Source organism: Synechococcus sp. A15-62, from assembly GCF_014280075.1.
Classification (GTDB): Bacteria; Cyanobacteriota; Cyanobacteriia; order PCC-6307; family Cyanobiaceae; genus Parasynechococcus.
This window is the reverse complement of the sequence record NZ_CP047950.1, coordinates 2,091,063-2,103,350: the sequence shown is the minus strand read 5'-3', so window position 1 is coordinate 2,103,350 and position 12,288 is coordinate 2,091,063. Positions and strand designations below refer to the sequence as shown.

11 protein-coding genes are annotated in these 12,288 nt (G+C 65.2%); 6 read left to right on the top strand and 5 right to left on the bottom strand.

The window, feature by feature from the left end:
- Positions 1-1,077, bottom strand: coding sequence for an undecaprenyldiphospho-muramoylpentapeptide beta-N-acetylglucosaminyltransferase (gene murG / locus SynA1562_RS11985; RefSeq protein WP_186495436.1), 1,077 nt, complete (start codon positions 1,075-1,077; stop codon positions 1-3).
- 58 nt (positions 1,078-1,135) lie between these two features.
- Here murG and SynA1562_RS11980 point away from each other — a divergent pair, with 58 nt between their 5' ends.
- Positions 1,136-1,873, top strand: a complete 738-nt coding sequence (locus SynA1562_RS11980; RefSeq protein ID WP_255445667.1) for a hypothetical protein — start codon at positions 1,136-1,138, stop codon at positions 1,871-1,873.
- On the opposite strand, the gene SynA1562_RS11975 is transcribed toward SynA1562_RS11980, so the two are convergent.
- Complete coding sequence (locus SynA1562_RS11975; protein ID WP_186494030.1) at positions 1,870-2,757, bottom strand: NAD(P)-dependent oxidoreductase; 888 nt, start codon at positions 2,755-2,757, stop codon at positions 1,870-1,872. The two genes, SynA1562_RS11980 and SynA1562_RS11975, sit on opposite strands and share 4 nt — an antisense overlap.
- A 72-nt stretch (positions 2,758-2,829) precedes the next feature.
- Here SynA1562_RS11975 and SynA1562_RS11970 point away from each other — a divergent pair, with 72 nt between their 5' ends.
- Positions 2,830-3,195: a hypothetical protein gene (locus SynA1562_RS11970; protein WP_186494029.1), complete on the top strand. Its 366-nt coding sequence runs from the start codon at positions 2,830-2,832 to the stop codon at positions 3,193-3,195.
- Positions 3,196-3,203: 8 nt separating this feature from the next.
- On the opposite strand, the gene pgk is transcribed toward SynA1562_RS11970, so the two are convergent.
- Positions 3,204-4,409 (bottom strand): phosphoglycerate kinase, encoded by a 1,206-nt coding sequence (pgk, locus tag SynA1562_RS11965; RefSeq protein WP_186494028.1) that lies wholly within the window; start codon positions 4,407-4,409, stop codon positions 3,204-3,206.
- 118 nt (positions 4,410-4,527) lie between these two features.
- Between pgk and ylqF the strand changes: the two genes are divergently transcribed.
- Positions 4,528-5,394: a ribosome biogenesis GTPase YlqF gene (gene ylqF, locus SynA1562_RS11960; RefSeq protein ID WP_186494027.1), complete on the top strand. Its 867-nt coding sequence runs from the start codon at positions 4,528-4,530 to the stop codon at positions 5,392-5,394.
- On the top strand, positions 5,391-6,392 hold the full coding sequence (locus tag SynA1562_RS11955) for an RluA family pseudouridine synthase (RefSeq protein ID WP_186494026.1): 1,002 nt from the start codon (positions 5,391-5,393) through the stop codon (positions 6,390-6,392). The genes ylqF and SynA1562_RS11955 overlap by 4 nt, the downstream gene beginning before the upstream one ends.
- Positions 6,393-6,396: 4 nt before the next feature.
- On the opposite strand, the gene SynA1562_RS11950 is transcribed toward SynA1562_RS11955, so the two are convergent.
- Complete coding sequence (locus SynA1562_RS11950; RefSeq protein ID WP_186494025.1) at positions 6,397-8,037, bottom strand: ABC transporter ATP-binding protein; 1,641 nt, start codon at positions 8,035-8,037, stop codon at positions 6,397-6,399.
- Between the two features lie 20 nt (positions 8,038-8,057).
- Here SynA1562_RS11950 and SynA1562_RS11945 point away from each other — a divergent pair, with 20 nt between their 5' ends.
- Positions 8,058-10,391 carry a bifunctional (p)ppGpp synthetase/guanosine-3',5'-bis(diphosphate) 3'-pyrophosphohydrolase gene (locus tag SynA1562_RS11945; RefSeq protein WP_186495434.1) on the top strand — a complete coding sequence of 778 codons (2,334 nt, stop codon included), beginning with the start codon at positions 8,058-8,060 and terminating at the stop codon, positions 10,389-10,391.
- On the opposite strand, the gene SynA1562_RS11940 is transcribed toward SynA1562_RS11945, so the two are convergent.
- Positions 10,388-10,861 carry a DUF2062 domain-containing protein gene (locus SynA1562_RS11940; protein WP_186494024.1) on the bottom strand — a complete coding sequence of 158 codons (474 nt, stop codon included), beginning with the start codon at positions 10,859-10,861 and terminating at the stop codon, positions 10,388-10,390. The genes SynA1562_RS11945 and SynA1562_RS11940 overlap by 4 nt on opposite strands.
- 54 nt (positions 10,862-10,915) lie before the next feature.
- Between SynA1562_RS11940 and mnmE the strand changes: the two genes are divergently transcribed.
- Complete coding sequence (gene mnmE / locus SynA1562_RS11935) at positions 10,916-12,268, top strand: tRNA uridine-5-carboxymethylaminomethyl(34) synthesis GTPase MnmE (protein ID WP_186494023.1); 1,353 nt, start codon at positions 10,916-10,918, stop codon at positions 12,266-12,268.
- Positions 12,269-12,288: the final 20 nt, after the last annotated feature.

The following is a 12,288-nucleotide window of genomic DNA, read 5'->3' as shown; positions in this document are numbered from 1 at the left end:
TCACTCCACCAGCGTCTGAAGCAAGGCAGCCAGTTGCCGTTCGGCATCCCGTTCTGCCAGGGCCTGCATGCCTTCACGCATCTGGGCGAGAGGATCCGCTGCTGAATCGGATTGTCCCAACCTCACGCTCAGGAGCCGTTGAACGGTGTTCAGCAATGTGGGCTGATCCGGCTCGTGTTGATGCACGATCACCGCTGCACCAAGGGATGCGGCGCAGGCGGCATTGGCCTCCTGGTGCTTGTCTGCTGCCTGCGGGAATGGCACCAGCACGGCTGGGGTACCGCAAACCGCCAGTTCGCTGAGGCTGCCGGCCCCGGCGCGGCTGATGGCCAGGTCGGCATGTTGCAGCAACCCTGGGATTTCATCGCTGAAGCGGCGTTCCACCAGTTGTGGGTGCTGCAGCTGCTCGATGTCGGGGTCGTTGTCGCCGGTGAGGTGCACCACGCGGCAGCCCTGCTCCAACAGGGCTGGCTCCGCTGCACGCACCATCCGGTTGAGGCCAACAGCGCCCTGACTGCCGCCCATCACCACCAAGAGCGGCCCGGCGCCATGGGGGACCCAGCTCGGCAGGGGTTGCGGGTCCAGAAAGCTTGAACGCACCGGCGTTCCCGTCAGCACTGGCTGGCTGCCTGGAATGCGCTTGGCGGCCGCGGGGAGGCCGATGGCCACGGCGCTGCAGAAGCGACCCAGCAATCGGGTGACCCGCCCCGGGATGGCATTGGATTCATGCAGCACCACGGGAATGCCGCACCAGCGCGCCGCCAGAATCGCTGGTGCGGCGATGTAACCGCCCGTGGTGAATACCGCGTCGATCGCGTCCCGGCGAATCATTCGCCGCACGCTGACGCTGGCGAGCAGCAGCCGCAGCAGTTGCAGCAACTTTTTGAGCCCGCGGCCCTGTAGCCCACCGGCGTTCACACACACCAAACCAAAGCGTTCAGGCACCAGTTGTGTTTCGAGGCGATCGGGCACGCCAACCCAGCGCACAAGCCACCGCTCTTCAACGGCTTCAGCAACGGCCAGAGCGGGGAAGAGATGGCCGCCTGTGCCGCTGGCGGCGATCAGAAGCCGGGTCATTGCGTCGGCCGTCACCGCTCACCAGGCCTAACTTAATTGGGTTGTCGCGTTCCGGCCCGTGCGTCGTTTCCTGGGAGTCACGCTCGTCTCGGCCATGGCGATGCTGTTGTCGCCGGCTCATTCCGTCGCGCAGCCCGTTCGCCAGGGCAGTGCCGTGGAACGTTTCAGCGATCGACTGCAAACAGCTTTGAACAGCGGCAGTGCTTCAGCGCTCGACACGCTGGCCAGCGTTGACCTGCAGCCGGTTCTGGCCCAGCGCCTTGCGCGATTCCAGCAGGATTTCCCCGAGGTCACCTGGCAAGTGAAACCCGCAGCGCCCACTCCGGATGGCCGCCCGACCTTGACCCTGCGGGTGCGGGGTGTCGCTGAATCTGAGGGGCTGACCTATGCCCTGGAGGCCAGCGAAGAGATCGCGATTCGCTTGGACAATGGTCAGCTGGTGGAACAGGAACTGTTGGCCCAGCAGTCGTTGCTGCGCAGCGGTGAACGCCCCTTGGCCGTCAAGGTCGCCATCCCCGATGTGGTGCTCACCGGCAGTCGCTACGACGTCGACTTGATTGTTGAAGAGCCGCTGGGCCAGGCCCTGGTGGCCGGCGGGTTGATCAACCTCACCGATGAGCAGCTGTTGGCTCAGATGCGCCCCACCCTGCCGCTGGCGCCCCAGGGTGGTGGTGGCTTGTTCAAGAGCGTTCAGGCACCGCAGCAACCCGGTTCGCAGTCCTGGGCCGTGATGTTGGTGCATCCCGATGGGGTGGTGACGGCCACCAAGCGGGTGCGGGTTGTCAGCAGCAACTAGCTCTCCTGCCTCGTTTGGTTCCAGCGGTGCAGGGCGGACACGTCCTCGTCACCATGGCCATGGTTGATCAGATCGAGTTCCAGCTGTTCCACCAGCGTGGTGACGGGCAGATCCAGTTGGACGGCCTTGGCTGCATCAAGGGCAATGCCGAGATCCTTGCGATGCAGGCTGAGCCGGAAGCCAAGGGGGTAGCTGCCGTTCAGCATCGCGGTGCTGCGATGTTCGAGGGCCCAGGACCCGGCGGCGCCGGTTTTGAGGGCATCGATCACCTGTGGCATCGGCAGATCGAGCTGCTGGCCCAGGGCCACCGCCTCAGCCACGGCGGCATAACTGCCGGCCACCAGCACCTGATTCACTGCCTTCACCTGCTGGCCTCGTCCCACGCCTCCGAAGTGGTGGATCGATCCGCCAATCACCTCAAGGATGGCCCGAACACGTTCCAGTGGCTCGCTGGCTCCGCCCACCAGCACCGTGAGGCTGCCGCGTTTGGCGCCTTCCGTTCCGCCGGTGACCGGGGCATCCAGGTAATGGACGTTCTGGTCGGCCAGGCGTTCCCCATAGCGTTCGGCTGTGGCGGGAGCAATGGTGGAGCAATCCAGCACCACACTGCCGGCGCTCAGTTGTGATGCGGCACCGTTGGGGCCGAACAACACCTCTTCAACGGCTGCATCGTCGCTGACGCAGAGCAGCAGCACATCCACGCCAGTGCTGGTGTCGGCTGGGCTGGAACACCGAATCGCACCCTCGAGCTCCGGGCTGGTTTCAGCGCTGCGGCTGCGGGTGTGCACGCGTAGTGGAAACCCTGCGCGGTGCAGGTTGATCGCCATGGGCAAGCCGAGAGCCCCCAACCCCACGAAGCCCAGGCTCAGGTCACATCTGGTCATGACTCACGGCGAAGCAATCAGATCCTGATTGACGGATCACTCCAGAATGGATCCATCCCGATGGTCTGAACGATGCGCATCTCCACGGCTTCCCTCGCTTTCGCTGCCCTGTTGGCGGCCCCGGTGATCACGATCGCTCCATCGGATGCGGCCGGTCGTGACGAGTCTCCCGCGCAGGCCGAAGTGCTGTTCCAGGCCCGCAAGACCTGGTTCAAAGACAACTACCAGCGTCGACTTGATCTGCTGCAGAGCCATCAGATCTGCGTTGATGCGGCCTCATCCCTGGATGAGTTCAAGGCGTGCCGCAAGGACAAGAAAAGAGCCCGGAAGTCCCTTAAACGGGACTACCGGGCATACATGAACAAGGTGCGGAATCAGCTGGGGCTTCCGGCTCGCGCCGGTAAACCCGTTGCCAACGGCCGCAGGCTCGAGGCCTGAACCGCTGATCAGGCTGCGTCTAGGGCAGCCACACCAGGCAGAACCTTGCCTTCCAGCAGTTCGAGGCTGGCGCCACCGCCGGTGGAGATGTGGGACATCTTCTCGGCCAGGCCAGCCTTCTCGACTGCTGCCACGGAGTCGCCGCCGCCGATGATCGTGCAACAGCCTTTGCCGCTCAGGTCGGCCAGGGTGGTGGCGATGGCGTTGGTGCCAGCGGCGAACTTGTCGAACTCGAACACGCCCATGGGGCCGTTCCAGATCACGGTCTGACAGTCGGCCAGGGCGTCCTGGAACACCTTGATCGAGTCGGGGCCGATATCGAGGCCCATCCAGCCATCGGGGATGGCGTTGATGTCAGCGGTCTGGCTGTTGGCATCGGGGGCGAAGTTGTCGGCCAGCACCACGTCGGTGGGCAGCAGCAGTTGCACGCCCTTGGCCTTGGCCTTGGCTTCCAGCTCCTTGGCCAGTTCCAGCTTGTCCTCTTCCACCAGGCTCTTGCCCACCGAGAGGCCGCGGGCCTTGTAGAAGGTGAAGATCATGCCGCCGCCGATCAGCACCTTGTCGCACTTGTCGATCAGGGTGTCGAGCACGCCGATTTTGGAGCTCACCTTGGAGCCGCCGACGATGGCAGCCAGGGGGCGCTTGGGCTCATCCACGGCACCCTGCAGGTACTGAAGTTCCTTCTCCATCAGGAAGCCGGCGACGGAGGGCTTGAGGAACTTGGTCACGCCCTCAGTGGAGGCATGGGCACGGTGGGCGGCGCCGAAGGCGTCGTTCACGTACACCTCAGCCAGGCCTGCGAGTTTCTCAGCAAAACCGGCTTCGTTCTTCTCCTCTTCAGCGAAGAAACGCACGTTCTCCAGCAGCACTACATCGCCGTTGGCCATGGCGCCCACCTTTGCTTCCGCGTCGGGGCCGATGCAGCTGTCGGTCTTGGCGACAGGCTTGCCCAGCAGTTCGCTCAGGCGAGCCGCCACGGGGGTGAGACGCATGGCGTCATTCACCTGGCCCTTTGGACGGCCGAAGTGAGCCGAAAGGATCACCTTGGCGCCCTTGCCGATCAGGTCGTTGATCGTGGGCAGGGCAGCGCGGATGCGGGTGTCGTCGGTGATGGCACCGGCGTCGTTCAGGGGCACGTTGAAGTCAACCCGCACGAGAACGCGTTTGCCGCTCAGGTCGCCGGCGTTGAGGCTGGCCAGGGAACGCTTCGCCATAGGGTTGTGTCGTGCGGTAAGAAAACGGGGTGAGATTAACCCGTGTGAATGGCAATGGCGCCAGCGCGTTCAAAGTGAATCTGTTCCGGCTGGCTGTCTGTTCTGTGCGTTTGCGTTCGTGAGCACCCCAACGATCCAGTGGTACCCCGGCCACATCGCCAAGGCGGAGCAGCAGCTCAAACGCCATCTCGACAAGGTTGATCTGGTGATCGAGGTGCGTGATGCCCGCATCCCTCTTGCCACGGGGCATCCCCATCTCAATCGCTGGTTGAAGGGCAAACAGCATCTGTTGGTGATCAACCGGCGCGACATGGTCACCGCTGCCGCCAAGGAGGCCTGGGAGGCCTGGTTCAAGGCCCAGGGGCAGCGGACGGTTTGGTGTGATGCCAAGGCTGGAACGGGTGTGAAGCAGGTGCAGCAGGCCGCGATCCGTGCTGGCGACCAGCTCAACGAACGCCGCCGCAACCGGGGCATGCGGCCCAGGCCGGTGCGGGCGCTCACCCTGGGTTTTCCCAACGTCGGCAAGTCGGCGTTGATCAATCGTCTGGTGCGGCAGAAGGTAGTGGCCAGTGCCCGGCGAGCCGGGGTGACGCGAACCCTGCGTTGGGTTCGTCTGGGACAAGACCTGGATCTGCTCGATGCCCCTGGCGTGCTGCCCCCTCGGCTCGATGACCAGCAGGCGGCCCTGCGGCTGGCCCTTTGCGACGACATCGGCCAGGCCGCCTACGACGGTGAGCTGGTGGCCCAGGCCTTCCTGCAGTTGCTGCTGGATGTGGAATCCCAGGCCGCAGCTGGTGTGACGATTCCGCTGCTGCAGGAGCGTTACGGCATTCCCCTGAGCGGTGAAACGGCGGACCCCGCCTTTTGGCTGGATGCCGCAGCAGCCCGCCACACCTCCGGTGAGACAGCGCGCATGGCCCAGCGGCTGCTGGATGATTTCCGCAAATCCGCCCTCGGCAGCATCGCCCTGGAGCTGCCGGCATGAGCCCGCAGTGGAAACGTCCTCCCCTGCCGGAGGAGACCTTCACGGATCGCTTTGGCGAAGGGGAGGGAGAGTTGCTGACGTTGGCCTACCCCAAGCCGTTGCCGATGCGGCTGGACCGTTGGCTGGTGAGCCAGCGCACCGAGCAGAGCCGCGCCCGGATTCAGAAGTTCATCGACGCGGGCTATGTGCGCGTCAACGGCAAGACTGGCAAGGCCAAAACACCCCTGCGCCAGGGCGATGAGGTGCAGCTGTGGATGCCGCCACCGGAACCGCTGCCCTACCTCAAGCCGGAGCCGATGGATCTGGATGTGTTGTTTGAGGACGACCATCTGATCGTGCTCAACAAGCCTGCCGGACTGACGGTGCATCCGGCGCCGGGCAACAAGGACGGCACTTTGGTGAACGGCCTGCTGCATCACTGCCCGGACCTTCCCGGCATCAGCGGCAAGCTGCGGCCGGGGATCGTGCACCGCCTCGATAAGGACACCACCGGCTGCATCGTGATTGCCAAGAGCCAGGAGGCCCTGGTGCGGCTGCAGGTTCAGATCCAGAAACGGATCGCGTCCCGCGAATACTTCGCCGTCGTCCATGGCGTGCCCGGCGGTGATTCCGGCACGATCGTCGGCGCCATTGGCCGTCATCCGGCGGATCGCAAGAAGTACGCCGTGGTGAGCAGCGAAAACGGTCGGTATGCCTGCACCCACTGGACCCTGGTGGAGCGTCTTGGCGACTACTCCCTGTTGCGCTTCAAGCTCGACACCGGACGGACCCATCAGATCCGGGTTCACTGCGCCCACATGAACCACCCCGTGGTGGGGGACCCCACCTACAGCCGCTGCCGCAAATTGCCGATCGAGCTGCCTGGACAGGCCCTGCATGCCGTGCAGCTGGGGCTGGACCATCCGATCACCCGAGAGCGGATGCTGTTCGAAGCACCTCTCCCTCCGGTAATGGAGAAGTTGCTGGGGGTGTTGAGGCGTCGCGCTGCGTCGGGCTGAGGGCTTAACGGGGCAACCTCGGACAGGCCTCCACGAGGGTTCGGCTGATCGGAGCCTGAGGCGCGCTGAAAATCCGGTCTCCGGGGCCCTCTTCAACCACTTTCCCTTTGTCCAGCACCATCACCCGGTGACAGAAACCACTGGCCACCGAGAGGTCGTGGGTGATGAACACGATTGCGAGCCCCAACTCCTGCTGCAGCTCCCGCAGCAGTGCCAGCACATCCGCCTGCACTTCTGCATCGAGCATGCTGACGCTCTCATCGCAGATCAGCACCTTGGGTTTCAAGGCCAGGGCACGGGCGATGGCCACCCGCTGCTGCTGGCCGCCGGAAAGCTGCTTCGGGAGGCGATCTTGAAACTGCTCGGCCGGGCTGAGGCCGACCCGCTCCAGCAGCCGCCGGGCTTCCTCCCGGGCTGCGGCCTTGGAGCAGAGGCCATGGATCAGCAACGGATCGGCGATGGCATCCGCCACCTGCAGGGCCGGATTCAGGCAGGCCAGGGGGTCCTGAAACACCATCTGGAGAGCTCGGCGGGCCGTTCGAAGTGCTTCTCCGCGCAGGCTCAGCAGGTCCTGCCCGAGCAGGTCGACCCGTCCGCCGCGGATGGAATTGAGCCCCATCAGGGCCCGGCAGAGGGTGCTTTTGCCGCAGCCGGAGGCCCCCACCACCCCCAGGCTTTCCCCGGCCCTTAGTTCGAAACTCACCCCATCCACCGCCTTCAGCCAGAGGGGTGCCCAAGGCGCGCCACCCACGGCATGCCAGCAGCGCATCTCCTCCACCCGCAGCACGTTGCTGTTATTGGGACGTTCCGGTGAACACCCCCCTTCCCGGGCCTGGGCGGAGGCCACCAGCCGTTGCCCCACCGGCGACTGCGGCCGGGTGAGCAGCTGGTGGCTGGGGCCGTCCTCCACTTTGCGTCCGCCATCGAGCATGGCCATGCGGTCGCACCAGCGAGCGGCCATGGCCAGGTCGTGGCTGATCAGCAGCAGGGCACTGCCCAGTTCCTGGCAGAGGCCGCTGAGCTCGGCCATCACCTGCCCTGCCACCGCCACATCCAGGCTGGTGGTGGGTTCATCGGCGATCAGCAGCGGTGGTTCCAGGGCAATCGCTAGGGCAATGGCCAGGCGCTGTCGCATGCCACCGCTGAGCTCATGGGGGTAGGCGCGAAAGCGGTTGGCCCCAATGCCCACTCGCTCCAGCAGCTCCCGGGCCCGTTCCCGGTGGGCCGCGGCACTGGTTTGAGGTCGGTGGGCCCTGAGGGTGTCGATCAGATGGCCGCCCACACTCATCAGCGGATTCATCCGCGTCATCGGGTCCTGAAACACCAGACCCACGGCATTGCCCCGCAACTGCCGCAACTGCGGTCGCCTGAGTTGGCGTGGATCCTGGCCGGTCAAGGCCAGCCGTCCTTCACAGACCGTTCCCTGCGGTAGCAGCTGCATCACAGCCCGCGCCACGGTGCTTTTGCCACAGCCTGAAGATCCCACCAAGGTGAGGGTCTCCCCAGGTTCAAGGCTCAGATTGAGTCCATCCAGCGTCCACGACTCGCTGCCGGGGTAGCGCAACCGCAGCTGTTCGAGTTCCAGAACAGGCCGGCCCATGAACAGTGCTGTTGGAGCGACAGGGGGTCCTGCACTGAATACCATGGATTGACCCGATGGGTCGGATGCTCAACGCTGCCTCCACACCCAAAGAGCCCCGAACCAGCACGGGTTCGGCCACGGTGGGCTGCGCGTTGCCCGAAGTCAGGCGCCATCCGATCCGTCATCCGGACGACTACGGCATCGCTCTGCCTGAGTGGTTGAAGGAGTGCATCGCCAATGTGCCGCCCGGCATTGGCCAGAGCTGCCCCACCGATGCCGAGGCGTTGCTGGTGTCGGCCTTTGATTTTGGCTTCCAGCTCCACGAGGGCCAGTTCAGGGCCAGTGGAGACCCTTACATCGTCCATCCGGTGGCGGTGGCTGATCTGTTGCGGGATATCGGCGCCAGCGCTCCTGTGATCGCCGCGGGCTTCCTCCACGACGTGGTTGAAGACACCGACGTCACCCCCGATCAGATCGAACTGCACTTCGGCTCCGAGGTGCGTGAGCTGGTGGAGGGGGTCACCAAGCTCGGCGGTATCCACTTCAACGACCGCACGGAAGCTCAGGCAGAGAACCTGCGCCGGATGTTCCTGGCGATGGCCAGCGACATCCGTGTGGTGTTGGTGAAGCTGGCCGACCGGTTGCACAACATGCGCACCCTGGGTGCGTTGAAGGAGGAGAAACGCCAGCGGATCGCCCGCGAAACCCGCGAGATCTATGCCCCCCTGGCCAACCGCCTCGGCATCGGGCGCTTCAAGTGGGAGCTGGAGGATCTGGCCTTCAAATTGCTGGAACCCGAGGCGTTCCGGGAGATTCAGGAGGAGGTGGCCACCAAGCGCAGTGAGCGGGAGCAGCGGCTCGGCGTCACGGTGGGGCTGCTGAATGAGCGGCTGGAACGGGCCGGCCTAGACCACTGCGAGGTGAGTGGTCGTCCCAAACATCTTTTTGGCATCTGGAGCAAGATGCAGCGCCAGCAGAAGGAGTTCTACGAGATCTACGACGTGGCGGCGTTGCGGATCCTCACCCCCAATGTCGAGAGCTGCTACCGCGCCCTCGCGGTGGTTCACGACACCTTCCGCCCGATCCCCGGCCGCTTCAAGGACTACATCGGCTTGCCGAAGCCCAACGGCTACCAATCACTGCACACGGCGGTGATCGGTCGCCATCGCCCGATCGAAGTGCAGATCCGCACGCTTGAGATGCACCATGTGGCCGAATTCGGGATTGCGGCCCACTGGAAATACAAGGAAGGCGGCTCACCGGCCAGCAGCAGCAGTGATGCGGAGCGGTTCAACTGGCTGCGGCAGCTGGTGGATTGGCAGCAGGAAGGCGGCAACGACGATCACAACGACTACCTCTCTTCGATCAAGGAAGATCTCTTCGACGAAGAGGTGTTTGTATTCACCCCGAAGGGTGATGTGCTCGGTTTGCGCAAGGGCGCAACCGCCGTTGATTTCGCCTATCGCATCCACTCCGAGGTGGGCAATCACTGCCATGGAGTTCGCATCAACGATCGGCTGTGTCCGCTGGCAACGCCGCTGGAGAACGGTGACTTCGTTCAGGTGCTCACCAGCAAAACGGCCCATCCCAGCCTCGATTGGCTCAACTTCGTCGCCACGCCGACGGCCCGCAATCGCATCCGCCAGTGGTACAAGCGCAGCCACCGCGACGAAACGATTGAACGGGGCAAGGATCTGCTGGAGCGGGAGCTGGGGCGTGATGGCTTCGATGCCCTGCTGAACAGTGAGGCGATGCAGCGGGTGGCCCAGCGCTGCAATGTGCCCACCACCGAAGACCTGCTGGCTTCACTGGGGTTCGGAGATGTCACGCTGCAGCAGGCGCTCAACCGTTTGCGCGAGGAGATGCGTCTGCTGGCGGAGCAGCAGCAGGCTCCACCCAGCAACGAAGAGGTGGCCGCGGCGTTGGTGCCATCGCGGGATGTGGCGACGGACCGTTCCGGAGGCGAAGGGGCGATCCTGGGGCTGGAGGGCTTGGACTACCGCCTTGGTGGCTGCTGCAGTCCGTTGCCGGGCGAGTTGATCGTGGGCACGGTGGCCCTCGGCAACCATGGCATCACCATTCACCGACAGGACTGCTCCAACGTGGAGACGATTCCGCGGGAACGGCGGCTTCCCGTGCGCTGGAACACCGCCCACGCCGAACAAGAGAAACAGCGTTTCCCGGTGCAGCTGCGAATTGAGGTGATCGATCGCGTCGGCATCCTCAAAGACATCCTGCTGCGTCTCTCCGATGGTGCCATCAACGTCAGTGACGCTCGGGTCACCACCGCCGCTGGCAAGCCGGCCCGCATTGATCTACGGGTTGAGCTGGAGGGTTCCGATCAGCTCAGCCGCACCATGGACCAGATCCGCTCGATGGCGGATGTGATCGGGATTGCCCGGGTGGGCACGAGCTAATTGCCTCGGATCATCACGGCACGGGCTTCACGCCGCAGAAACAGGCGGTAGGCCATCCAGCCGCTGGCCATGGCCAGCACCATCCCCACAACGGTGGAGCCGAGCAGGATGCGCTGGCTGAACTCCCACCCCTGGGCCCAAAGGCTGCTGCGATTGAGCTCCGACAGGTTGATCTCGCCTTGGCCTGGGCCCAGCAGCCGACAGCCCACCAGGTAGTTGAACCAGTAGAGGGGCAGATAGGTGAGGGGATTGCTCACCAGGGTTCCTGCGGCGGCGAGCAGGTGGTTGCCACGCACCACGCTGGCCACACCCACACTGAGGAAGATCTGCAGCCCGAAGAAGGGGTAGCAGCCGCAGAACACGCCAGCGGCCAGGCCGCGGGCCCGCTGGCCTGGAGTTCCGTCCTGTCTCCACAACCAGAGGACCCCGCGGCGCATCCGGATGCGACTGAGGCGCAGCAACCGGCGCATGAACCCAGCAGAAATCGGCCGGATCCTAGGTATGGATCACCAGCGGCGACTGCTGTGCCCAGCACCGACACGATTGCGGCCGTGGCCACTGCCGTGGCCCCAGGGCAGGGCGGCATCGCCGTGATTCGTCTCTCCGGGCCGGCTGCGGAAGCGACGGGGCGCAGCGTGGTGCACTGCCCGGGCCGACAGGAGTGGGGATCGCACCGGGTGGTGTACGGCCATGTGATGGATGGCGAAGGCCGGCGTCTCGATGAGGTGCTGCTGCTGCTGATGCGCGGGCCCCGCAGCTTCACCGGTGAAGACGTGGTGGAGATCCACTGCCATGGCGGGGTGATCGCTGTGCAGCGGGTGCTCGAACAGGTGCTGCGGCAGCCGGGGGTGCGCCGGGCCCAGCCGGGCGAGTTCAGCCAACGGGCCGTGCTCAACGGTCGGCTCGATCTCACCCGCGCCGAGGCGGTGAGTGAGCTGGTGGCGGCCCGCAGCCGCCGGGCGGCCGAGTTGGCCATGGCGGGCCTCGATGGAGGCATTCAGGCCCAGATCACAGCGCTGCGGGAACGGCTGCTCGATCAGCTCACCGAACTTGAGGCTCGGGTGGATTTCGAGGAGGACCTGCCGCCCCTCGATGGCGAGGCCCTGCTGCTGCAGCTGCAAGCCGTGCGACTGGAGCTGCAGCAGTTGGTGCGCGATGGCGAGCGGGGCGATGCCCTGCGCCAGGGCCTGCGGGTGGCCCTGGTGGGTCGCCCCAACGTGGGCAAGAGTTCCCTGCTCAATCGGCTCAGCCGCCGTGAGCGGGCGATCGTGACCGATCTGCCAGGCACCACCAGAGATCTGCTGGAGAGCGAGATCGTGTTGGAGGGGGTGCCGATCACCCTGCTCGACACCGCCGGCATCCGCAGCACCGACGATGCGGTGGAGCGGCTGGGGATTGCCCGCAGCGAGGAGGCGCTGGCCACGGCGGATGTGGTGCTGTTGGTGCTCGACGGCCATGCGGGCTGGACCGCTGAAGACGCCGCCTTGCTGGCGCGCATCCCCGCGCAGATCCCCAGGATCCTGGTGGCCAACAAGGCCGATCTCCCTGCGGGGACCTTCCCCCAGCCGGTGGATGTTCAGCTGTCGGCGTTGGAGGGCACGGGGGAGGCCGACCTGGTCCAGGCCCTGCTGGAGCGTTGTGGGGCCGCAGGGACCGACGGCATGTTGGTGGCGCTGAACCAACGCCAACGCGATCTGGCGGCCCGGGCGGCCGAGGCCCTGGCCCGCAGCCAGGAGGTGGCGGCCCAGCAGCTGCCCTGGGACTTCTGGACCATCGACCTTCGCGAAGCAATCCGCGCGCTGGGGGAGATCACCGGGGAAGAACTCACCGAAGCGGTGCTTGATCGGGTGTTTTCGCGCTTCTGCATCGGAAAATAGGTTCAGCGGACGTCTGGAAC